Source organism: Enterococcus sp. S183_ASV_20, assembly GCF_018919685.1.
GTDB classification, from domain to species: Bacteria; Bacillota; Bacilli; order Lactobacillales; family Enterococcaceae; genus Enterococcus; species Enterococcus faecalis.
This window is the reverse complement of the sequence record NZ_JAHLRI010000022.1, coordinates 23,460-46,059: the sequence shown is the minus strand read 5'-3', so window position 1 is coordinate 46,059 and position 22,600 is coordinate 23,460. Positions and strand designations below refer to the sequence as shown.

The following is a 22,600-nucleotide window of genomic DNA, read 5'->3' as shown; positions in this document are numbered from 1 at the left end:
TCCTGCTTGCCACAACTTAACGGCTTCTGCCCATATCTGATTGCGCGTTTCGTCGGTCATTTCCCACACTTTATTTTTAATCGGTTGAATGCCGACGTCTACTGGCCAAAAACGCCGATTTCCTGTTTTATCTCTCAGAAACTCGTTGTCGTTCGTTGTTCCCCAAAAGACACAACGGCGTTTAAAATAGGACTTATGCCGACCGTAAGCAACGCGGAAAATGTCTTCTTGCTTGCTAATAAAATGTTTGGTGGCTTCAATGTCTGCTTTTTTTGTCGCTGACAATTCGCCCATTTCCATGATCCAAACACCTTGCAACGCTTCGTAAGAGTCTTTCCCCGTCACACCTTCTAAGCTGTTAGAAAACCAGTCTCCCGCCAATTTTGCAGGCAATAGCGTTTTTCCTATTCCTTGCGGACCGCTAGTCACTAGCATGTAGTCAAACTTAATCCCTGGCACAAAAATACGCCCTACGGCAGCCGTTAAAAATTTTTTCGTAACAACCCGATTAAACGACGTATCTTCTGCGCCTAAGTAGTCTATTAGTAAAGTTTCTACGCGAGGCACTCCGTCCCAGTGCAAGCTTTCTAGGTATTCTTTTACGGGGTCATATGAGTTTCTTTCGATTTCTTGGACTAGCGCATCATCGATTTTGCCACGGTTCACAATACCGTAAATTTTTTCGATGTATACACGTAACCCCGCATCGTCGCTGTCCTTCCACATCTTGTCTCGATCTAACTTCCGCCAAGGCAAGTTGTCTTTCACCTCAATACGATTAGAGAAACTGTTCATAAAAATTTTCTTTTTGAGGTTCGGGTCGTTCAGCATAATGACTTCTAAATTTTTCGCGGAAGCCATAATCTGACCGTATTCATCAATTTCGAGGTCCAATTTTGTAAACCAGTCTTTGTCGTTCTCTTCCAATTCGTCTAGCTCGCCGTCAAAGTCTTCTAACGCTTGTGACAACCGTTCGCTTTGAAGTAAGGTCTTCACTTGCTTGTCTTCCATCGCGAACTCTCGCATCGCTTTAAACGATGGATAACGGTCAATCCGAGTTGTCGGTTTGACATCCTCATCTAAATCGCCAAACAAATGAATGCGGACAAGGTCAAACGCGTTCACCAGTTGATCGCCTACAGGATCCGTACCGTGGTGAGAATAAGCGAACTTATCATCATAAATCACTAACCCACCACTAGTAGAACCTTCTAAAAATGTCCAACGGTCCTCTCTTCCTGTTGATCCGTAGATGTCAGGTAAAAAGGTTTCAATCGCTGAAACAATGTCATACGTGCGACAAAACGCCCCGACAACCCCTTTTTTCTCTAATGGGTCGCCTGCTTTTTTTGCTTGTCTTTCACGAATTGAATGCCCGCGAGAACTTTCAGGCCAAAAACTCGCATCTCGCCAGTCTTCGTATTGGCTTAGAATTTCGTCAGGATCGACCCACGGCAAATCGATGTTATCGGTGAAATATTCCCCGTCTATCGAATGACTGGGCCAATACATTAAACGTTCTGCCTGATACGTCGTATCATCGAAGTTATCCATGCCGAAAAACTCCGCAAGCTTTCTCGCTAGGGGCTCATATTCTTCGGCGGTCACTGGGCGACTTAACGGAATAATCAAGCGATAACGCGGACCTTTCACTAAATGGCTGTGTGTCGTGTAGACAGCTGCGGCATGGTCAAATAACAGCTGTACATCGTCCCAAAAGTCTAACGTCGTACTGTCGGCATCTAACGTAACAAGACTTCGCTGTTGCGTGTTTCCTCTTTTCCGTCGTCCTTCTTTTAACCAACCACCAATAAACGCCCCAACGTCTTTAACTTCGCCCTGCTTAGACTTTGGCATTTTTTTGTAGTCTTCGACAGTCTCTTGTGTCACTGTCGGCGTTTTCAATCGTTGGGTAAAATCCGACCAAGACATCTGCCGATTTTTCCATTTTTTCTCGGTTTTTGAAGCACCCACTGCAAGATGGATTTCACCATCATAGGCTAATTTGATGTTTTTTTCTGGCTGTTCCATCTTTCCGCTTCCTTTCTTTTATTGTTTAAGGATGAAACCTAAACAGTCAAGCCATCCTTCTTGATAATCACTTGTGGGTAATTCCCGCTCATAATTAAGCGAAGCGCTTATCGCTTTCAGGTATTTACGAATGCCAACAAAATAGCCTAACAAAAAATAAAGCGCTAAGGCCATTAATATAAATAATACTTCTCCCATTTATTCTTAGTCCTTTCCATATTTGTACTCGTAAATTAGATTAGTTAACCAGCTATAATCTAGCTCTTGCTCTTCGTCAAACTCCTGTTCGTTGACATAAGCAGCAAAATCTACGATATTTTCGATATTTTCCTCATCATAAAAACCCCAACTCCAAATGAATGCTTTAACACGAACGAGTTCCCCAATATCTTTTTTAAAAACAAAAACGGGCTCATTGACCATTTCAACACTCATACAAAATTCACATGTCCCCACTTCTTCTTCGTGAGGATTAGTTTCAACATCAACTAGTTTTAGTTTCATTTTCTATCGCTCCTTTTTCTAATTTTTAGTGATTTTCAATTCCCAATCATCGCTATCAAAAAATACAAATTCTAATTCCTCAAAATCGTTTGTATTTTTTATCAAATCTTTAAATTTCTTATTTGAACAAATATTTCCAAAGCGTTTTAAAAAGCGGTGCTTAAAATTTTCATAATCACTGTAACTAAATTCAAAAACTTTCCCAGTTGAAAAAACTCCACCAGTTGTCAGTTCTAACTTTACATAATTTAGTGCCATTATCTGAACCTCCTAATCTTTCATGTAATATTTCGTTTCAAATCCTTCGGCGTTTAACGGCAAGCCTTCCGCCCAATCAGGAACTACAGACATGATTTTGTTCATTTCTTCAATAGATTTTTCCCCTTCTGGCACTTCGGCTACTGCCTCATCGTGCACATGGAAAACAATAGGATAGCCCTCACGTTCAAGCCTCTGCATCGCTTCTGCTAAAACGTCTCTTGCCGTTGCTTGGACAATGTTTTCCACCAATTTACCGCCGTAGGTTTGCTGTTCCGTGAAAGCGACTTTATCGCCTTGCCCTTCATAAAAAATAGCAGGACCGTAGTCACCTTCTTTTAAATGCGCTTTTGCATACGCTAGTTTTCGTCCGCTTGGTAGCTGAATAAACAAGAATCCTGCTTTTTTATAAAATTTCAACCCACGAGGGCCTTTTTTAATGCCGCCGTTTTGTAAACAGTCAATCACAGCTTTTTGGGTTTCATGCCAAAAGTTCTTAATGCGTTTATTGGCTGTACGCCAACGGTCCACAATGTCTTGTAATTCGTGTTCTTCAATGCCGTTTTCTAATGCACCCATTGCTTTAAGCGCCCCTGGTCCGCCTTGGTAACCAAGCGCCAATGTCGCCACTTTTCCACGTTGGCGCATGTCTTTACCTTCGTGGCTTTTCCAGTCGTAGTCCGTCACTTCGCCTAAATGGAACATCTGCGCCGCTGTTGCTTCGTAAATTTTGCCGTGTGTGCGGAATACTTCTAATACCCAATCTTGTTTGGCATACCAAGCAATCACTCGGGCCTCAATGGCTGAAAAGTCAGACACGATGAACCGATGCCCTTCTTTGGCAACTAAACCTGTTCGGATAAGTTGTTTCAATGTGTCTGGCACATCTTCATACATTAATTCGATGCCTTCAACATCTTTTGCTTTCACAAGCTGACGGGCAAAATCAATTTCACTTAAATAGTTTCTAGGCAAGTTCTGTACTTGTAATAATCGCCCTGCCCACCGTCCTGTGCGGTTGGCACCGTAAAATTGTAAAATGCCATGAATGCGATTATCTGAACAACGTGCATTATCCATCATCAGATATTTTTTCGTGCTTGAATTAGACAAACTAAGGCGCAATTTTAATACCTCCGCCACATTCTCGGGCAAGTTTCCTAATGCTAGAGCCTTTAACACAACCTCTTTTCCTAACTTCTCGAAAGGCGTTCCTTGTTCTTCTAGCCACTTTTTCAGTTGCGCTAAGCTGTTAGGATTTTCCAATCCTGTTAAAGCCTTCATTTCGTTTAATCCCGCTTCGCTTAAATCGGCCATAATATCAATAGCAGCCGTTGCCAATTCGTGGTCAATTTCTGCCCCTCTGTCGTTAATCCGCTGATCCAAGGTGTAAAGCTTCCACTCACTTTCGGGGACAGGGAAGCGATTCAACTTATTCGCGATAGCCATTTCTACATTGACGTCTTGAATACAATACTCTATAAACGTTTGCCATTTTTCGGGAGCGTGTTCAGGTAAATTCCTTGTACGCATGCCGTTTTTCTTGGTCGGCTTACACGGTTTAGAAAAGAAGTTAATCAGTTGCGTACCTCTTGTGTCTTTTTGCTGTTCGATGTTTAAATATTTCGCACATTGCCCTAAAGAAGCTGGCAACCCTAATTCGTTTGCGTGAACCATCGTACAGTGCCATTGTGCAGGGTCTAAGTAGTACGGAATACCTAAATACTTAGACAAACAAACGCGCTCAAATTGGGCATTAAATGCAATTTTAAGCACGTTCTTATCTGTTAGCGCAGCCACTATCTCGTCAGGTATTTCGCTAATTGTTAAGTCCTCACATTCGACAGGCTGACCATCAACCGAATAAGCAAAAAGTAAAATTTCAAAGTTGGGGCTATCAGCGTATTTATAAACCCCAACTTTGGTTAAGTCTTCATCCGAATACGTTTCAATATCAATATTTAACGTTTTCATTTGCTATCAGCCGTTTCAGATGGTAACCGCAATTTACTTTTATCAACGGCAATCATCGGAAGCTGTGCTTCTTCCTCTTTAAAAACATCAACGTTGATCCCTAGTTCTTCAAGATAAGCCACTCCTTGTTTAGCAGGCACTCTTTCTACATTTGCAATAATCGCATTGTACGTTTCTCTTACCTCTCGGATTTCTTGATCGTAAACAGCTTCTACTTTCGCAAGCCCTTTTATTGAGTTATACTTAAGTTTTTCAAGAAACCCTTTCTTATAGGTTTCAAAATCTCTAGCATCCGTATCGCGATAAAAGCTCCATATTTCCAAACTGTTTTCTTCTAACAGATCGACAAGTTCATTTTTTACGTTTTGGCGAATCTTGAGTGATTCAAAATAGTCGCGTAATTTCTTAAATTCAGGATCAATTTTCAGCCACTCTGATTCAATATGTGCACGAATAGCCTTCGTCTTTTTTGCTCTTATTTCTTTTTCCACTGAATTTTTTAAGGTGTCCACATAGTTTCTTAAACGTGCTTTAGTTGGTTTCATTTTTTCCTACCTCCTGATCTTCTACTGATGTATATTCTTGTTTAACGTAAAATGCCATATTCGGTAGTTCAGACAGTCTAAGTGAATACTCGTTTACCTGAACAAGTGAACCTTTAGCTGTAGTAAAATAAATCATATTTGATTTTCTCTCTTCAAGTAGTTCAAAAACATCGTGTAATTCTATTGGTAAATAAACTGGCCGTTTACTCATTTCAATTTCTCCTTTCAAAAGAAAAGGGGCATTTTAGCCCCTTATTCAATTTTTAGCTAAACATATCGTCTTCTTCGTCTTCCCATTCTAGGTCACCAAAGTCGGATTCAGCATTGGCACGACCGCCTAAGAAGTCCCCTTTACATAACGTTAAAATGTTGTTTAGCCCAGCAGTAACCCCTTTGTTTCCTGCGGTACTGTAAGCATAAAAGTTAATAGATGCAATCGCATAAACACCTGAATAAACTTCGTCTAGATCGTCTGTTTTTACAAGCACGCCGTCTTCACGTTTTACGACTTGTGGTTTCGTTTTACTTGATACATTGATAAACATCGCGTTTTCAAATTCTGGGCGTTCTTCGGTGTCCATTTCTTCATCACCATCGCGTAAGGTCGTTTTTAAACGGTCAAATTTAACACCTTTTAATTTGTCCCCTTTTGCGCCTTCATAGGCTGTTTTGATTGCTTCTTTCATCGCTTTAAGTGTTTCTTTATCGTCTTTTGGAATAATCAACATGCAAGAATATTTTTTCTCTTGTCCTTCTTCCATCGCATGAGGTTCTAACACATGCACAAAACTTAATCTCACTTGATTTGTAATTACTTTCGTTCCAGTTACTTTTGCCATTTTAAATTCCTACTTTCTTATATTTTTTAGTTGAATAATTCGTCTTCTTCTAAATCATCTAACGAATTAGAAGCTTGATCTGTAAAATACTGTTTAATATCTGAGATGATTTGTTCTTTCATCTCTAAAATAGATTCTTTATAGGTTTTTAGGTTCATTGTCCACGTTTCATCTACAAGCAATGAGTTAGTAACTAACGACGATAACGCCGCTTCAATCGTGTTAAAATATCCTTTAAATAACACTTTATTCTCACTGAATACATAAAGCCCAACATTGCGTGTATCTTCTCTTGTGATGTAATAACCTTTACCGCTAAAAATTACAGGCTTTTCTTTACATGCTTTTTGAGGCATTTTATTCCACCCCTTCAAAATCATTAAGCGCATTTTCTACGCTGTTTAACGCTGGTCGCTTGTCACTTTCAGGAACAAGAACAGGCTTTCCTTCTGGTTTGATGATGAAGTCTGCAGCTAATTCCGCAAATTTTTTCTTGCCGACGACTTTTTCTAATTGCCCAATGGCTTTCAATTCTTGCGGTTTTAAAATGTCTTCATCTTCAAACCCTTCGGCTTCTAAAACCATCAGCAACCCTTCATTATCTGAAATTTTTCGATTACTTCGCCCAGCAACTACTTTCCAACCAGGGAACTCTTCGCCTTCGTCACGTGCTTTCAGTAAAGCGTAAGTTTCCACATGTTCCAGCCATTTTTTTATCTCTGGCGCACGTTCTAAAATTTCAGCAATTTCTTCATTGGTTAAAAGCGGTGCTTCTTTCAGCTCGTGCTTGTCAATCAGCTGAAAATTTCTCTCCGCACGTGGCCGTAGTTGGGCACGAACTTTTGAAAACTTCACAACGTCGTCTGTAATCGTCCACTCTCCTGTACCTTCCCAAGCCTGCACTGCTCGAGGCGCCACGTAATTATCGGCCCAATAAAGCAACTCTTCTTTTTCAATTTCAAAGGTTGAAATATTGTCTAAACGAGGCTGAATAATCGTCATCCGCACGGTTTCAAATTCGTAAATGATGTCGTACTTATCCACCGCACCAAGCGCATATAACATCAGTTGAGGGTTTAAATACGCATCAACAGGAACGCCTTTGCCGTATTTCAAGTCGATAATTTCAATCGTCTTATCAGATAAGACAACCACGTCCGAAGTTCCAAATCCTTCTGGAACCCATTTTGAAAAATCTACTTTTTGTTCTAATTCGACTGTGGCATTTTCGTATTGATTGACACGTTCTTCTACTAAATCGCAATAAGCAGTGACATATTCTTTCATAGATTCATCACAATACGGATGGTCTTGTTCAAAAAATTTCAATCGAGAGTTTACCGCTCTAGCGGTTAATAGCTTAAACCGCTTCGCCAAATACAACTCTGCTAATTCGTGCGCAGTTGTTCCCTCCTCCGCATAAGAGCTGCCACGATCTTTTACTTTTTCTTCTAGTCGTGCCAAAGGTGGGCATATTAGCCACCGATGCGCACTACTCGCCCCTAATAAGGCATGACTTCCTACCGGCATGCTTATTCACCTACCAGCGTTTCTAAGTCAGTGATAAATTTGCCGTAATGCTCTTCTTTCAAGTCTGAAAGTTTTTCTGCGTTGTAACGGCCAAAGCACATTTTAATCCGATCACGATTGCCGTTTGCCATTGCTTTTTTCATTGCTGCTTGTACATCTGCTTTTGTTGCCCCTGGATGTAAATCGGCTGTTGCTGATACTTCTTCTGTTTCTGAATCAGTAGGCGCGACTTTCTCCCCAGTTTTCGATGGTTCGGTGTCTGAGGTTGAGGCCGTAGAAACTTCTTCTTTCTTCTTCGCAGTTGCTTTTTTCTTTTTTGCAGGTTCTTTCTTCGCTGCTTTTTGTACTTCTTCTGTAGCTTTTTTATCCGCTGTATTTAAAGATTGCGTTACTTCTACAACGCTTCCTGTTGCTAATTGAGATAAAATTTCTTTCATTTCTGTTGCTGAATCTGCTTCAATTGCTAAGTTAATTTTTGGCATTTTTTATTCCTCCAGTTGTTTTTAATTGGTTAATGTCTTCATCTGTTACATTGAAAATCGCTTTAAAATTTGCGTGATAATGCAACGGTGGGTCTACATTACGTTTTTCATAAACTTTTATCAGCTTCACAGGAAGCAGCATTCTTTTCGCTAATTCTTCTTGTGACATGCCCGCTTTTCGCCTAATTTTCTTGTACGGTGATAACAAAGCGTTACACTTCCTTTGCTAATTCCCGATAAAATTCAGGTACTTTTTCTTTTAGTTCTGTTTCTGTGAAACGTTGTTTTAGCCAAGTATGTTTTCTACTAGCAAACCATTTTTTATCTTTATAGCTTAGATACTGAACTTCTCCATCCGTTGTTTTTAAACAAGATAAAGGAATTTCATACATTGGTTCTTTTTTCACTGTGTAACCATCAAGAATCGCACGTGTATGCAGTTCTTGATTTTCTTCTACTTCTTCCGTCCATTCCAAACCTTTCTTGGTAAGCAACTCTTCATCTGTAGATAGCATTTACTTCACCACTTTCGTTACTTTTTTGAATTAGCTTCGTACTTTGCTTCATCCCAGTTAAAAAACCATACAACAATTAACGGCGTGCCTACTAACAACAACGCAATAAGTGTGAAGTTACTTTTTAGCGCAATGCCTAATGCAATCATCGCTAGGAAGGCGCCGAATAGTCTCGCTTGATATAATTTTTTCATCTTCATTTTCCCCTTTCTCAAGATAGTTGAACTTTATTCTCTAGCTCCATTTCACGTAAAAATTCCAACTCGCTCTGCATCCTCGATAATTCCTTATCCGTCAGTCTGCCAGATTTCTTTAATGCTTCTCTGTCTATTTGAATCATGCGGCGTTCAGCTTGAATTTGTTCATATATCCATTTTTGCTGTTCTTCGTTGTAGGACATAGCTATAAAGCTCCATTTAAAGCAACACCATGCTTAATGGCAAAATCTTTAACCACAGAAATATAGATTTCTAATAATCTGCTGTTTTCACCAATAATGTCTAACTTGTTAAGGGCATTGATTTTTGATTTCCCTACACCTTCTAGCGCCATCCTTTGTTTCCGATTTTTTAACCGTCGATTCAGGTCAGCTTTCGCACGTCGTTCTGTTTCTTGATAAATTTCCGACCGCACGAGTTGATAATTGGCACCACCATCACGTGATTGAGCAATTTTAGAAATGAGTCGTTGACTATCTCTGCGCCAGTCAACAGTATTCAATGCCACAATCTCGCTAATGTTATCCACTTTTGTTTCGATACGTTTCGTTTCCATTTCTTGCTTGGCTAATGATTGGACTACGCTATTCATGAATTGTAGTTCTGGACTTAAAGTTGATGTGTCTAATTGTTCTTTGATGTGATTTTCCATTTGATTAAAAGCCTCAATATATTTCAGTTTGAATGTATCTGCTTTTTGACCTGTGAATCCAAATGCAATAAAAGAAAAACCGTCACGATTCATGTAATACAACCTTTGTTTTCTACCTCTTGAATCTTTATATTCTCCTTCGGCAAACATATTTTGGTAATGAGCGGAATTTTCCGCCGATTTAATTTTTGTGTCAATTGCCTCTAATACATCTTTGTGTTGCTTTTCAAATACTTCTGCAACTTGTAAACTACTTGTTACCGCTTGTTGGTCTTTCATAATTACTAAATTTGTCATTCTTTTTTCCTCCTTTAAAAACGATCTTTTGTCTCCATGAACTCTTTCCAATGATTATCTATAAAATGAGCTGTCATCTTAGCGTGGAACTTCCATGGCATCCCTTTTCTAGTTGGGAACTTTACAAATCCACCATTTTTTATATCTACCTCTTCACGGTGTTTATAGAAAACAAGTTTCCAGTCACGTATATCTTTGCCGCCTAAACGATTAGTTACATCTTTCGCATTCCATGTCTGACCAATTAAGCTTTGGTTTTCCAATTCTAAAACTTTTGCCTTTTCAATAAGAATCAAATTAGATGGTATCTTGATTGAAATCTTTGATTCTATCAGTTGCGTCATCTTACTGCCCCCTATCTGATTTTGTAGTATTCAATAATTGCAGTCAGTGTTTCGTGAGCCTTTTTACTTTGATTTTTTCCAGAAAGATAATCGTTCAAGTCTTGTTTGGGAATGTTGAAGTATGTTGCTACAGATGTTAATGAAATTTTCTTATCATCAAAGTATTCACGAATTTTAGTTCTGCCTTTCGTTGTATCTGGCATGTTCTATGCTCCTTTCTTTATAATTTAGTAAGTTAATTTAATAGAAATAGAAAAATACTGTTGACTAACTACTACACTATAGTGTAGTATAAGAGCATAAGAAATAAACCTATAACAAAGCCTTTTTTTCGCACTCGGTCGCCAAACTTAATGCTAATAAGGTGTGTTTTAGTTTGTTTTATCTATTAAATTAACTTACAATAACAATATACACTATAGTGTTTCTTTTGTAAACTAAAAACTACACTTTTTTATTGTTTTTTTGTAAGAATCTAAGGAGAATATTGATATGACAGTATTTGAACGTATCAAAATACTTGCAAAAAATCGATCGAAAACTATAAAACAAGTAACTTTAGATTTAGGATATAGTGAAAACTATTTCTACAGTCTAAAAAGTGGCAAACAGCCATCGGCTGAAAAACTGAAAGAAATTGCAGAATATTTTAATGTCTCTGTTGACTATCTATTGGGAAGAACAGAAAATCCCAATATCTCTTCATCTAAAGAAGATTTTTCTCGCCTGATTAAAGACGAAGAGGAAAATGAGCTTTTAGCTGCATTTCGGATGGAAAGTGAAGACATGACCGCAGAAGAAAAGAAAAAATTCAATAATTCCCTTAAAGGCATGATGAAAATTGCTAAAGGATTATTGGATGATGATACTAAGTGGAAAGATTAGTCGGGTGACTGCCTATGACGAAATATGAATATCAACACGTGCCAACAAATGAATATTTAGATTATGCCAAAAAGGCAAACATATTGCTTTTAAATATCTCTCGCTTTCAACACGTTGAAATTAAAGAATTAACTTATCAAAATATAATTTCTTTTTTTCAATCACAGTTTAATATCCACTTTGTTTTTTTTGAAGCAGACCCTACTGAGATTTTTTCATTAGATGATGAATGGCCTTCGACTCAAAGTGACTTATCATGGATAAAATATAAAGATTTGGTCTTTAATGCAGATTTTCAATTTTTGCCTATCGACATTGTCAATAGAATTTCAGGTATCACTATTCCAAACGGAAAAAGAACATTAATAATGATTAATCAAGATCGTGTGCTTCAACGAGTTATATTTACTATCTTACACGAGTTGTGTCATTTTTATTTTCATATCCTTGATGGTAAAAAAAAGCAAGTTTTTGTTTCATTAGCCAATGAACAGGTAGAAGGACAGTATTTGCCTGAACTAATTCCGTTTGAAAACGAAGCGAACAATATTGCATCTATCCTTTTCTGCCCAACGGAACGATTAGAATATATGCTTATTAAAAAGTATAGATTTAAAGACATGTGTAGAGCTACTAAAATGAGTGAACCAGCTATGCACAATCGTCTTTTAAACTATTTTGAACATATATTACATCTTCCACATCATTTAGCTTTAAATTATGTATTCAAAATACGTAATCAAAATATCAATATTTATCACGCAATAAATTATAAGATTAACGCTAAAGTTGCAGAAGAACAAAAACGTGCAGAGGAAGCTTCTAAAATTGCATTACAAAAAGCATATATAGATAAGTATGGGAGTAAGCCATTTTGGCAAGATATCTTTGAAGAACTTGGATTATACTCTGATGATAATACTAACAAAAAATAAATAAGCCCGTGCGGTAACACGGACTCAAAAACCCATTTCGAGATTTACTTATAAATACATTATATCAGAAATGAGGATTTAACAATGAAAATAGGACCAAGAAAACCTAGTATAAAAAAATCAGTTAGTGCTAGAACAACTGGTAAAGTCAAAAGATCTGTAAAAAAAACAACAGCACCAGCTTATGGTAAAAAGGGAGCTGGCTGGATTAAAGACCCGAAAAAAGCAACATATAACAAAGCTTACAATAAAACTACTTTTGGTGTTAATCCTCTTTCATCTAATACTAATAAAACATACAATAAAAAAACTGATTCCATTTCAAATAACGACTCAACTGAAGTAGGTTGCGGCTGTTTAGGGTTAATATTAATAATTTTACTGTTTATGCTGATATTTTAGTTTTTTATTCTAAGCTATAATGTATTCAATTAGGCACTCAAAATTGAATATTGGAGGTGATATCATGGCGAGCATAAAAAAATTAAAAAGCGGATGGCAATATCGAGTCTCTTATAAAGATAAAGATGGCCGATATAAAACAAAAAGCGGTAATGGGTTTTCAACAAAAAAAGAAGCGCAATTGGCAGCCTCAGAAATTGAAGCTAGGTATTCTAAAGGATACTCACTAAAAGAAGGCGAAAAATTATTTAATGAGTATTTTCGAAACTGGTTTGAAGTTTACAGGAAAGGAAAGTTATCACAAGACAATGACGGTGATATTCGTCGGGCTGTTGATTTTAGTGAGAGATATTTTCCTGATACAAAATTAAAAGAATTGACTCGACAAGAATATCAAAAGGCCCTGAATGACTATGGGGAAACACACGCTACAGCTTCAGTAAAAAAACATCATACGTATATGCGAGCTGCTCTTAAAGATGCTTTGGAAGAAGGCATTATTCATAGAGACCCTACCTATCGAGTACAAGCTATAGGCAAAAAGAATCCTAAGCACGAAGAATTGAAATATTTGAATTATCAAGAATCTATCCATCTAGTTCACGAAATATTAGAAGGTATAAAACCCACTTATACTTCTCGATTTATTATTCTGTTTGGTATTGCGACTGGTTGCCGTTTTTCAGAAATTATAGGCATGACTTGGGACTGTATCGACTTCAAGAATAAAACTGTAAAAGTAAATAAAACATGGGACTATAAATATACACATACATTCTCCAATACGAAAAATTATCAATCAAAAAGAATAATCACTATTGATGATGATACGCTCGATTTATTAAAGAAATTACAGTTACATCAAAAAGAATATTATTTAAAATCTGGTCTACGCAACGAAAATAATTTAGTATTTTTGAATGACAATATGGAACTTATATCGAATACAGCTGTAAATAAAATCCTACGTAAATTCTGTAGAAAGATCAGTACAAAAGAATTGACCTGTCATGGTTTAAGGCATACCCACGCTTCAATAATGTTGTATAAAGGAATAAATATAAAATATGTATCTCGTCGCCTTGGACATAAGGATATTGTAACCACTTTACAAACCTATCAACACATTTTAGACGAGATGGAACAAAAAGAAAGTAATGCTGTTAATGAAGTGATGAAACAAATGTATGTATAATTTTTTTGCATTATTTTTGCATCAAGCAGTTAAAAACAGCTATAAAACCAGCATTTACAAGCTAGGTTTTACGACCGCCGTCTCCATTTTTAGAAAAGTAGAGAAAAACAAAAAAGAGCTAAAACCTTTATTTTATGAGGTTTTAGCTCTTTTTTTCTATAAGCAAGAGAAGGCTCGTTACCTCCTCTTACACTTCCTATCACATTATCTTTCTAAAACCACTTCATTTTCTTTTTCTATTGGTGATTTTGGGTATTGCATAGAACATGGCTAAAAATATTATTGTTATCAAAAGAGTTTTTAAGATTTCAATTTCTCCTGAATCTATCCAAGTATACACAAAAGCGATGATAAAAGTAATTACTATTTCCGTAACATGATCTTTTAAATTCATTAGCTTAGCCCACATTGAACTGCCCATAAAGCTAGTTGTCCAGCTACAATAATAGCATTCGTCTTTAACCCATTGGCTTTAGCGAAGCGTAATACAGTCACTGCTAATTCTTTCCAGGCTTTCTTTTGTGCAGCTTTTACAATTGCGCTGATACTAATCATTGCAAAAAACTCATCTTTGATTTTGTTAGCAACGCAACTTCCTAATGCATTCCAATTAAAACGCGCTTGAACTACTGTTGAAGCATCAGAAATATTTACATTTAACTCCTTCTCAACTGAAGAAATCTCTTGCTGAGCAAAATTATTTTTGACATAGTTTTTAAAGTTATCTTCCGTCACTCCATTCGCATACATTTCTTCCAGTCCTTTTGCTACAGCCTCAACTTCTGAATCCTCTAGCTGGTCAGATGCATAAACACTTGTACCAGCACTGATAAAAATACCTAATGTCATTAGTAATGCCATCGCCAAACAAAAAATTTAGCCTTTTTTGTCACCTGTAATTCCATAAATAAATCCCTACTTTCTTTTCCTTGTTATAATCATAACAAGGAAAAAGATAATTTATCATCAAAATCCCTATTTGATGCTTATATTTTCCTATGTATCCTAGAGCTGATTTTTCTCACTAATTCTTAAATCAACATAATACTAACAAAGATAGATAATAGTTAAGTAAAGACCCTACAGCCCTCAATCTTATGGTCAAACAGTTATTTATGATTTGAACTAATGGTTAAAACAAGTAAATCAACTAGTCTTTTTGATGCTGGATTAGGTTCTTCTATTTGCCATTTTTATCAATGTTTAAGCGTGTAAAAAAATAGCAAAATGAATTTTTTCACACGCTTAGTTTGTTTATCATTTATCAACATTAGAAAAACGGCCAGAGTTTTTCTAAGCTCTTTTGGCTTTCTAGTCACCTGATAAAATAGTCCATAAAAATAGCTACTTAAATGTATTCTTTAGTATTTACTGGTACATCTGTTTTTCTAATTTCTTATTGAAAAGAAACCTCTATAAATTTTAATGTTCTGATTTTCACCATTCCTCAAAAGTATGTGTAGTAGCCTGGTTATTAAATTTGTCTGTAACGAATATCTTTTGTAATACCTTTTTTGTGTCTATTTAACACGTGTAACTATTTTTTATTTAAATTTTAGGAAGCGCTATTCCTGTGTAACCTACCAATTAATTATTTTGTTTTTTGACTGTTTCTACTAGCACAATGGATAGTAACGCTCCTAATAATAGTAAGCCTACTGAATAAATCGTTGTTAACATAATAGCACCTACTTTCTTAATAACCAGTCTTATCGTTACTAATTTTTTTTTAACCAACATTTGCCATTTCCATAAAGTTTTTTGACATAAAGATTACTATGACTTTTCATTTTCAGTCTTCTTAATAATTCCTGTCGATCAGTGGTTTCAGAAACAATACATTGAAATGTTTGAATTTCTTTTTGTTCGTTTACCAATGTCACTGCCTCCACTGTATACATTGATGTACTTAACCAATAGTTATCTAAAAAATTCATTTCTGCTTTCTGATTAATTTCTTCCTTCGATAGTAAACAAATAGTAGTTATTAAATCCACTGATTGAACAATCATATCCGTAAAATTTCGTTGAAAAAAGGAAAGCACCTCGGCTTCTGTACCATTTCTCCAAACAACAATTTTTTGAGTAAACGTTGATTTATTTGAGTCTATCAAATTAATACAACAACACGACTTAATTACTTCTGTTGAAAATAATTTATTAATATACATGCTTCGTTTAATCCAACCTCCTCATCCTTTAAACTTTTTTAATGAACCCTATTTACATAGTGTTTAAGAATGAACAGTTTTTAAATAGTCCGCTGCTATTTTCATATTTCGTGCTACTTATTTATTTCTTCAACCGTTTTTCCATTCATTTGCAATGGTATAAATTTAAACGTCAACTTAGATTCAATATAATTTTGTTCCTCTTCTAATTTTGACAAATCCGCTGTTCCAGTAAATTCAAAGCTTATTTCTTTAATACCAGTGCCTTTCATTTGATCATAGTCCCCTTGACCATTCGCTAAGCGCACAAACTCTTTTTGGATATCATATTTATTCTTGGTGCCGCCGTTATTTACTAAAGGTATCACTGTTGTTCCCTGATACCCAGCTGAACGCTGAATGTTTAACGTATTCAATGCTGCTACACCATTACCGCCCATAATTTCATATGTTAAGATATCCACTTTGATAGGACGTCCCGACTTATTTTTAATTTGATAATTTTTAGGCGAAGTAATTTTACTTTTATTCTTTTGCTTCGACAGTTGTTTTACCATCCATTCGCAACGGTACAAATTTTAAGGTTAATTTCGATTCAATAAAATTTTGATTTTTTGTTAATTTTGATTGATCCATCGTTCCTCCAAATTCAAAATTTGTCGATTTTTCACCGATTCCTTTGAGATTACCATAATCGCCTTGATTATTTGCTAAGCGAACAAATTCTGTATTAATATCATATTTAGCTTTTTTTGCACCATTGGTAATCAATGAAACTGCTTGATTCCTTCCATAACCTGCTGTCCGTTGGATATTTAACGTTGTCAATGCAGGTACACCATCACCATCAGTTACTTCATACGAGGCAACATCGACTTTGACAGGTCGTCCTGATTTATTTTCAATTTTATAATTTTTTGGAGAAGTAATTTCAGATTTCTTCTCATCTGATTCAAAAACAACAGCAGTTGGTAATGTAATTTTCAACCAACGATCATCCCCTTCTGGCAGTGGTAGATTCGGATTCATTGCATCAACTTCTCCTAAGTTCCCTCGGGCGTCGACTTCTGCAAAAGGCTGTCCTTCTTTACCTTCAATTGTTTGGGTTTCGCCTTCAATAAGGGGGGCATCTACATTTTTTTTAATGAACTCATACAGGCTAGGTTTCAGGGGAACAAACAGCCCTTCTCCTTTTGCTGTCTTACTCGAATAGATGCCGATTAATTCATTTTTCTCATTAAAAACTGGTGAACCTAAATTTTCATTCCCAGCACTTCCACTATAATAAATCATCTCGTCCTTCTCACTTATTACTGTTCCCGTCGTTTCCCACATAGTAGCGAAAGGTTTATTTACTGGGTAACCAATAATTTTTACTAGTGCATCCTCTTGGAGGTCTGAGCTACTAATATAGCTTACAATTGAATCCTCATCACCAATATTTCCCCCTTTTTCATTTGGATTTAAATATACAATGGCTATGTCTTGATTGTCCGGACTATATTTTATTTCTTTTCCATAAAACGTGCCGTTATAGTCATCTTTGGATGTCCTTCCTTCATTTACTTTTATATTAATTGCCTCGCCATTCGCTGCGGCAGACGCTACTTCCCTTGTTGTTAAAATAGCATTTTTCCCGATGACTACACCGGAACCTCTAACGATGTTATTTATATAAAGAAAACAGATGGAGCGATAAGGGGCCTGGGTCGCATCCAAAATTTGGATTTGATCATCACTAGACAAAACCATTCTGTTTTCAATCGTCTCTCCTTCAGCATGTGCGACAGGACTAATTAAACTAACGCTTACCACAGATAACATTGTTACAAAACTATACATTTTAATTTTCCTTGTTTTCATACGTAATTTCACTTCCCACTACTGTTTTTTAACTAAAGATAAGGCTAAAAGAGACACGATTTGCTCATGTCTCTTTTAATAAATCCTTATCAGTATAATGAACAAGTTTCATTTATTTATCTTTTTATTTTTTGCATATGCGACTATTATTGTAAAGGCCATAGTTGCTCCAATTAATAATGCAATCGTATTTTTCGCTTCTCCTGTTCTAGGTAAATTTCCTTTTTTTAAAACCGTTAATTTTCTATCAAATGTTTCTTCTTGCTTCGGAGAATCTTGAGTTTCCTTTGTATCTATTGGATCCAAATTTCCAGTTACATGAATCATCGTTTCTGTACTTGCTGTTACAAAAATTGGCAATACAAACACCGCTAAACTGAGAGAGAAGATACTCATTAAGACAAATCGTTTTGTTTTGCTCACTGCTTCTCCCTCCTAGCACTTTTTTTGCTTATTTGTTTGCTTCTGCGGTTGTTTTTCCATCCATACGTAATGGTGTAAATTTAAAGGTTAATTTCGATTCTACAAAGTTTTGATCTTTTGCTAGTTTTGACTTATCCATTGTTCCTGTAAATTCGAAGTTGGTTGATTTAGCACCAGTTCCTTTTGTTTGACCGTAATCCCCCTTATTATTCGCCAAACGAACTAACTCGGTATCGATTGTATATTTTTGCTTACTCGCGCCATTTTTAACCAATGCTACTGTCTGATTACCGGCATAACCTGTGGAACGTTTAATATTCAAGGTACTTAAAGCTGCTACACCATTTCCTCCTGTTACTTCGTAAGTTGATACATCAACTTTCAAAGGACGACCAGATTCATTTTCAATTTTATAATTGCTTGGGGAAGAAATGTTTGCTTTGTCCTTATCTGATTCAAAAACCACTGCCGTAGGTAAAGTTACTATAACCCAACGATTATCGCCTTCTGGTAATGGCGTATCTGGATTTGTTGAATCAGCATCTCCCAAAATACCTCGCGTAATCACATCCGCTGTTGTTGCTTTTCCTTCTGAACCATTGATCGTTTGCGTATCGCCTTCTGCTGCCAAAACTTGACCAGCAAACCCTAAACTAAAGACACCTAACATTGCTGAACTAACAAGCATTTTTTTATTTAACATAATTTAATTACCTCTTTCTTACAGTTTTTTCAGGTTTCCACTACTATTAACTAGAATTTCTATAGTAAAAACCTTTGATATTTTAGGTTTAGCATCAAACCCCTCCTTATTCTTCTACTTCAATTTGAATTTCTGCCGCTGTTTGACCTTTGTATTTTTTTGTTTTTTGATCATAAATTGAAACATTAGCTGTACAGATATAGTTGCCTTTTGCCAAATTCTTACTTAATTTTCCCTCAGTAATTTCATAGCCTGGTTGAATTGCACCTGAATTGTAAATTACATCGCCTGTTTTATCTTCAACAATTTCAACAGCAATTGGATAAGCATTTTCGACTTCGTTACGGATGTAGATAGCTCCGATTGCCTCACCATTTTTAAAGGTTGCTTCTGGATAAATACTCAACGTGAACTTTGATTCGTCAACCTCTTTTTCATTGGCTTTTTTACGCTCTTCTTTGGACATTTTTTTCGCATCTTTTTCATCAGGCAAATATGAACCACCAATGATTTCTCGTGGCTGATTGTCAATAAATTTGTAGGCAACCACGCCTCCTAAAAGAAGAACTAACAAAATAAGAATGATTGTTTTTTTTCGTTGTTTTATTTTTTCTAAAATAGTAATTCCTCCTAATCTGCCAGTGCTTTAAATTTTAATTTAGTCTTATATTCCATAATGTTTTTTTCCGACATTTTGCCGTAGTATTGACCATCAATCGATATAGTGGTTGTAGATTGTGGTGCCAATGCTTTAATTCCTTGACTTTGAGTTGTTTCATTTAGTCCTTTAATAGCTGGCTGATTATCAATTAAAAGGTTTAGTTTTGCACTGTTTTCTTCTTTGGCTGGTTCTTTTTCTGTATTACTTAGTAGTTTTACATTGGAATGAACTTTTTCAAATTTTTCAAAAATGACATTGGTTTTTAGCTCCTCTGAATTATTTCGTATTTGATAATTTTTAGCTGTAACCTTTTTCGAACCATTATAGGTTCCAAAAACTAAGTCAGTGGGGAGTGTCACATTGATAAGTTTATCGGTATTTCTATAAAAGTATTTTATTTTAGTATTACTGCGGAATGTTTGATTTGGCATTCCAATAATTGTCTCTTGTTGTGAATTAGAATCATTTGTATAACTGTAGCCAAAATATTTATAGACTGTCCCGTTATTATCAAGAAATTTATCAGGTTTTGGCTGATAGGAGTCTGTAGAATCTAAGACAGTTATTTTTTCTTTCGATAAAGGCTTGTTTTTTTCGTCTACTGCTTGTTCCATAATTGTATAGGTTGTTCCAATTGTTACCTCATAAGAATACGTGATTGTTTTACCTGTAGTTAATTTTTCAGAAACTTCAAGTGTGCCACTAGAGGTAGGTTTACTAGTATCTGGATATTTACTAAATCCGATAATGTTTATTTTGTTGGAATCAAGATTTGTAAAAAAGCTAGTTTTAATTGAATCTAGGTACTCTTTTGAGGAATTCGCAGGAACTTTGACTTTCTTTGTGTTTAAACGATTGATTTCTAAAAGTGAATAACCTTGTTTGGTAATTTCATAGTAGAGATAATCATTATTTTTGCGAGCGAAGGATTGTTTTTGTTCATCTCCTTCATACACCCAATGACGGCCTTTTTCTGCGCCAAAGGAACGGATGATATCTCCATAATTGACATCTGTTCTGCCCCACTGATTCACTGGTTCACGTGGATATTGTTGTCCTTGGGCAGTTACACTTTTATCCCCTTTGTCAGCATCTTTTATCTTTCTGCTTGTATGCATATTAAAATAATCTACTTTGTAATAGTCTTCATTTGTAAAGTAATAATGAATTCGGCTATTTAGACCTTCACGGTTTCCCGGCGTAGCAACTATTTGCGGTTTATCATTTAACTGTAAAGTATATGCTCCCGTGGTTCTGGCTTCTGAAGAAGGAAGACTTGAAATTTCAAGTCCGCCAAAAGCAATCGATTGTCCCCAACTAACATTTACTGGAACGAGAGATTCTACCGTATTGGTACTTTGCCCCGAGGACACCCTTAAACGAATTTCATTTTTTCCAATATACTGAATTTCACTCTCTACTTGGGATAATACTGCTACATCGTATTCATTCTTATTCAGTACTTTGTTCCCCACCTTAACTTCTTGGATGAAATTTTTATAGTCAAAATTAGCGGTATACTGTCCGAGAATATAGCTAGCATCTTCTTTAAACTTCACAGTCATTTGATCTTTTACAATCTCAAAAGGTACTGAATACTCGTATTCAATAGTTTTCCCTGTACTCAATTTTTGACTCACCCTTATGACACCGTAACTATCCCCCAATTTCGTTCTTGGAGGAAACTTAACAAAACGAGCAGTTACCCCTTCAGGTAAATCGATGGATTGATCAATTCTGTTACTAATTTCTTTATCTGAAGCACCAATCGAAATTTTTTGTTTTTTCGTAGATGCTAAATTAACTTTCAATGGTTTATAGCCAGTAGGTGTAATCTCATAGTACACAGAATTTTTCCCTTGGTTGTACAATGCTCTTTGATTATCATGATAGAGCCAATTCCAATCAGGAATAGCTAACCAAGCCCTAACAACATCTCCATAGTGAACCGTTTGTTGGCGATTTTTTCCCCAAGCATCTAATTTCATACCAACGCTATCTTGTGCATTCGCTTCTACATATTTCGTTCCTTTCGCTTCTTCTGTCATCAGATAAGATGGCACATTCGATAAGTCAAACCAATTAAATGTATAATATAAATTTTGAGGAAGAATACCGTAACCTGCATATACACGTGAGTCATTATTAGTACCATTCGATAACCCAATTGCAGAAGTAATAATTGGGTTGCTGTTCGTATGGAGCGTGAATGCTGCAGCGGACCTTTCAATTGCAATACTATAATTTGTTTGATAAAGGATACTTTCTCCCCAAACGATATTAACAGGAACATCGATGAAAATTGATTTTGTTCGCCATCTGTCTGATAATTTTAGTTTAACTTGTGATTGGTGAACTGTGTTCGTTTCAGGGACAGTCACAAAGTCTACAACATAACCATTTTTATCTACTTCCTTTCCATCAATGCTAACCAGCTTTACAAAATCCAATTTATTCCACATGCTACTATCACTACCTAAAATTAAATCTTGAGGGTTTGGTTCTGCAGTAATGGTTTGTACTCGCTCTACAGAAACAGTAATTGGTTCTTCTATCTCTTTCGAATCCCCATCAAATTTCTCAATTACTTTCACTCTGACTTTTTTCTCTCCAGTTGTCTGAAATAAATTCTCTTCTGGAATAAACTCTATTGTAGAATCTTTTAGTTTGTTATTTATAATCACAGCATCTTCTATCATTTTTGAAGTTAACTCTTGATTAACTTTCAATTGAATGGCCTTTTCTTGCTGAATAGACAAAGTCATTGATGAAAATTCATTTTCTTTTGTCTTATTTTTATCGATACTATTCATTTGAGTTGTATCACTACTTTGTATTATGTTATTTGAAGAGTTTTGTACTGAAGTAGTTGTTTCTTCAACAGAAAAGTCCTTTGGTGCGATTTGTGTGTTGGCATCCGCCTCTTTTAATGGGAATACAAGAAAAAGAAAAAAAAGAAAACTCACTTTTTTGGGGTAAAACCATTTCATATTTTTTCCTCCAAAAACATAAAAATAATTCGCTTATTTGAATAACTGCTCATGGTAATTCTCAATTATCCCTGCGAAACCATTGCTATTCACTTGTTTATCAAGTATCAATATCGTAGCATGACAATAAAACTTCTAATTATCTTTCCGACGTATTTTTTTGTCCTTCTAGGATAATTTGCT

General features: G+C 35.9%; 29 protein-coding genes and 2 pseudogenes. 4 read left to right on the top strand and 27 right to left on the bottom strand.

Annotated elements, in window-relative coordinates; translation table 11 throughout:
* From KQI94_RS09360 to KQI94_RS09275, 18 genes and pseudogenes are all read right to left on the bottom strand, one after another.
* The coding region (locus KQI94_RS09360; protein WP_216454378.1) for a virulence-associated E family protein at window positions 1-2,031 on the bottom strand (2,031 nt) is incomplete at its 3' end.
* Window positions 2,032-2,049: 18 nt separating this feature from the next.
* Window positions 2,050-2,229 (bottom strand): hypothetical protein, encoded by a 180-nt coding sequence (locus KQI94_RS09355; protein ID WP_002417784.1) that lies wholly within the window; start codon window positions 2,227-2,229, stop codon window positions 2,050-2,052.
* A 6-nt stretch (window positions 2,230-2,235) separates the two neighbouring features.
* Window positions 2,236-2,535 (bottom strand): hypothetical protein, encoded by a 300-nt coding sequence (locus KQI94_RS09350; protein ID WP_002417785.1) that lies wholly within the window; start codon window positions 2,533-2,535, stop codon window positions 2,236-2,238.
* 18 nt (window positions 2,536-2,553) lie between these two features.
* Window positions 2,554-2,793 carry a hypothetical protein gene (locus tag KQI94_RS09345; RefSeq protein ID WP_002399686.1) on the bottom strand — a complete coding sequence of 80 codons (240 nt, stop codon included), beginning with the start codon at window positions 2,791-2,793 and terminating at the stop codon, window positions 2,554-2,556.
* 12 nt (window positions 2,794-2,805) lie between these two features.
* Complete coding sequence (locus KQI94_RS09340) at window positions 2,806-4,767, bottom strand: DNA polymerase (protein WP_002399687.1); 1,962 nt, start codon at window positions 4,765-4,767, stop codon at window positions 2,806-2,808.
* Window positions 4,764-5,312, bottom strand: a complete 549-nt coding sequence (locus KQI94_RS09335; RefSeq protein ID WP_002418131.1) for a hypothetical protein — start codon at window positions 5,310-5,312, stop codon at window positions 4,764-4,766. Before KQI94_RS09335 ends, KQI94_RS09340 begins: the two co-directional genes overlap by 4 nt.
* Window positions 5,299-5,541 carry a hypothetical protein gene (locus KQI94_RS09330; RefSeq protein ID WP_002416140.1) on the bottom strand — a complete coding sequence of 81 codons (243 nt, stop codon included), beginning with the start codon at window positions 5,539-5,541 and terminating at the stop codon, window positions 5,299-5,301. Before KQI94_RS09330 ends, KQI94_RS09335 begins: the two co-directional genes overlap by 14 nt.
* Before the next feature lie 34 nt (window positions 5,542-5,575).
* Window positions 5,576-6,151: a DUF2815 family protein gene (locus KQI94_RS09325; protein WP_002418132.1), complete on the bottom strand. Its 576-nt coding sequence runs from the start codon at window positions 6,149-6,151 to the stop codon at window positions 5,576-5,578.
* 26 nt (window positions 6,152-6,177) lie between these two features.
* Window positions 6,178-6,507, bottom strand: coding sequence for a hypothetical protein (locus KQI94_RS09320; protein WP_010815244.1), 330 nt, complete (start codon window positions 6,505-6,507; stop codon window positions 6,178-6,180).
* 1 nt (window position 6,508) lies between these two features.
* Window positions 6,509-7,681, bottom strand: a complete 1,173-nt coding sequence (locus KQI94_RS09315) for a DUF2800 domain-containing protein (protein ID WP_002418134.1) — start codon at window positions 7,679-7,681, stop codon at window positions 6,509-6,511.
* A gap of 2 nt (window positions 7,682-7,683) precedes the next feature.
* The gene (locus KQI94_RS09310; RefSeq protein ID WP_002418135.1) at window positions 7,684-8,163 is read right to left on the bottom strand and encodes a hypothetical protein; all 480 of its coding nucleotides are present in this window, start codon (window positions 8,161-8,163) and stop codon (window positions 7,684-7,686) included.
* Window positions 8,150-8,332: a hypothetical protein gene (locus KQI94_RS09305; protein ID WP_002392906.1), complete on the bottom strand. Its 183-nt coding sequence runs from the start codon at window positions 8,330-8,332 to the stop codon at window positions 8,150-8,152. The genes KQI94_RS09310 and KQI94_RS09305 overlap by 14 nt, the downstream gene beginning before the upstream one ends.
* Window positions 8,333-8,375: 43 nt before the next feature.
* Window positions 8,376-8,669: pseudogene (locus tag KQI94_RS09300) on the bottom strand (DUF1642 domain-containing protein); the annotation flags it as partial.
* Between the two features lie 26 nt (window positions 8,670-8,695).
* Entirely contained in the window at window positions 8,696-8,872 is a 177-nt protein-coding gene (locus KQI94_RS09295; RefSeq protein ID WP_162837300.1) for a hypothetical protein, read from the bottom strand.
* A 17-nt stretch (window positions 8,873-8,889) separates the two neighbouring features.
* Window positions 8,890-9,078 carry a hypothetical protein gene (locus tag KQI94_RS09290; RefSeq protein ID WP_002417359.1) on the bottom strand — a complete coding sequence of 63 codons (189 nt, stop codon included), beginning with the start codon at window positions 9,076-9,078 and terminating at the stop codon, window positions 8,890-8,892.
* A 2-nt stretch (window positions 9,079-9,080) separates the two neighbouring features.
* Entirely contained in the window at window positions 9,081-9,845 is a 765-nt protein-coding gene (locus KQI94_RS09285; RefSeq protein WP_002418136.1) for a Rha family transcriptional regulator, read from the bottom strand.
* 14 nt (window positions 9,846-9,859) lie between these two features.
* Entirely contained in the window at window positions 9,860-10,189 is a 330-nt protein-coding gene (locus tag KQI94_RS09280; RefSeq protein WP_002417361.1) for a DUF771 domain-containing protein, read from the bottom strand.
* Between the two features lie 11 nt (window positions 10,190-10,200).
* The gene (locus tag KQI94_RS09275) at window positions 10,201-10,392 is read right to left on the bottom strand and encodes a hypothetical protein (protein ID WP_002417800.1); all 192 of its coding nucleotides are present in this window, start codon (window positions 10,390-10,392) and stop codon (window positions 10,201-10,203) included.
* A 289-nt stretch (window positions 10,393-10,681) separates the two neighbouring features.
* Here KQI94_RS09275 and KQI94_RS09270 point away from each other — a divergent pair, with 289 nt between their 5' ends.
* From KQI94_RS09270 to KQI94_RS09255, 4 genes are all read left to right on the top strand, one after another.
* The gene (locus KQI94_RS09270) at window positions 10,682-11,074 is read left to right on the top strand and encodes a helix-turn-helix transcriptional regulator (protein ID WP_002417801.1); all 393 of its coding nucleotides are present in this window, start codon (window positions 10,682-10,684) and stop codon (window positions 11,072-11,074) included.
* 14 nt (window positions 11,075-11,088) lie between these two features.
* Window positions 11,089-12,009, top strand: coding sequence for an ImmA/IrrE family metallo-endopeptidase (locus KQI94_RS09265; RefSeq protein ID WP_002417373.1), 921 nt, complete (start codon window positions 11,089-11,091; stop codon window positions 12,007-12,009).
* An 84-nt stretch (window positions 12,010-12,093) separates the two neighbouring features.
* On the top strand, window positions 12,094-12,411 hold the full coding sequence (locus KQI94_RS09260) for a hypothetical protein (RefSeq protein WP_002417372.1): 318 nt from the start codon (window positions 12,094-12,096) through the stop codon (window positions 12,409-12,411).
* Between the two features lie 64 nt (window positions 12,412-12,475).
* On the top strand, window positions 12,476-13,606 hold the full coding sequence (locus KQI94_RS09255) for a site-specific integrase (protein WP_025188598.1): 1,131 nt from the start codon (window positions 12,476-12,478) through the stop codon (window positions 13,604-13,606).
* A 223-nt stretch (window positions 13,607-13,829) separates the two neighbouring features.
* On the opposite strand, the gene KQI94_RS09250 is transcribed toward KQI94_RS09255, so the two are convergent.
* The 9 genes and pseudogenes from KQI94_RS09250 to KQI94_RS09210 form a co-directional block, all read right to left on the bottom strand.
* The gene (locus KQI94_RS09250) at window positions 13,830-14,015 is read right to left on the bottom strand and encodes a hypothetical protein (RefSeq protein ID WP_002384733.1); all 186 of its coding nucleotides are present in this window, start codon (window positions 14,013-14,015) and stop codon (window positions 13,830-13,832) included.
* Window positions 14,000-14,511, bottom strand: a pseudogene (entV, locus tag KQI94_RS09245) (enterococcin EntV). Before entV ends, KQI94_RS09250 begins: the two are co-directional and overlap by 16 nt.
* Before the next feature lie 813 nt (window positions 14,512-15,324).
* Window positions 15,325-15,777 carry a hypothetical protein gene (locus KQI94_RS09240; protein ID WP_002369645.1) on the bottom strand — a complete coding sequence of 151 codons (453 nt, stop codon included), beginning with the start codon at window positions 15,775-15,777 and terminating at the stop codon, window positions 15,325-15,327.
* 113 nt (window positions 15,778-15,890) lie between these two features.
* On the bottom strand, window positions 15,891-16,241 hold the full coding sequence (locus KQI94_RS09235) for a hypothetical protein (protein WP_228841246.1): 351 nt from the start codon (window positions 16,239-16,241) through the stop codon (window positions 15,891-15,893).
* A gap of 61 nt (window positions 16,242-16,302) precedes the next feature.
* Window positions 16,303-17,619: a trypsin-like peptidase domain-containing protein gene (locus KQI94_RS09230; RefSeq protein ID WP_253296164.1), complete on the bottom strand. Its 1,317-nt coding sequence runs from the start codon at window positions 17,617-17,619 to the stop codon at window positions 16,303-16,305.
* Window positions 17,620-17,748: 129 nt separating this feature from the next.
* Window positions 17,749-18,063, bottom strand: coding sequence for an LPXTG cell wall anchor domain-containing protein (locus KQI94_RS09225; RefSeq protein ID WP_002369649.1), 315 nt, complete (start codon window positions 18,061-18,063; stop codon window positions 17,749-17,751).
* 28 nt (window positions 18,064-18,091) lie between these two features.
* Window positions 18,092-18,766, bottom strand: coding sequence for a hypothetical protein (locus KQI94_RS09220; RefSeq protein ID WP_002369650.1), 675 nt, complete (start codon window positions 18,764-18,766; stop codon window positions 18,092-18,094).
* A gap of 106 nt (window positions 18,767-18,872) precedes the next feature.
* The gene (locus tag KQI94_RS09215) at window positions 18,873-19,316 is read right to left on the bottom strand and encodes a hypothetical protein (RefSeq protein WP_228770515.1); all 444 of its coding nucleotides are present in this window, start codon (window positions 19,314-19,316) and stop codon (window positions 18,873-18,875) included.
* An 80-nt stretch (window positions 19,317-19,396) separates the two neighbouring features.
* Window positions 19,397-22,417 (bottom strand): hypothetical protein, encoded by a 3,021-nt coding sequence (locus tag KQI94_RS09210; protein WP_002369653.1) that lies wholly within the window; start codon window positions 22,415-22,417, stop codon window positions 19,397-19,399.
* Window positions 22,418-22,600 lie beyond the last annotated feature (183 nt).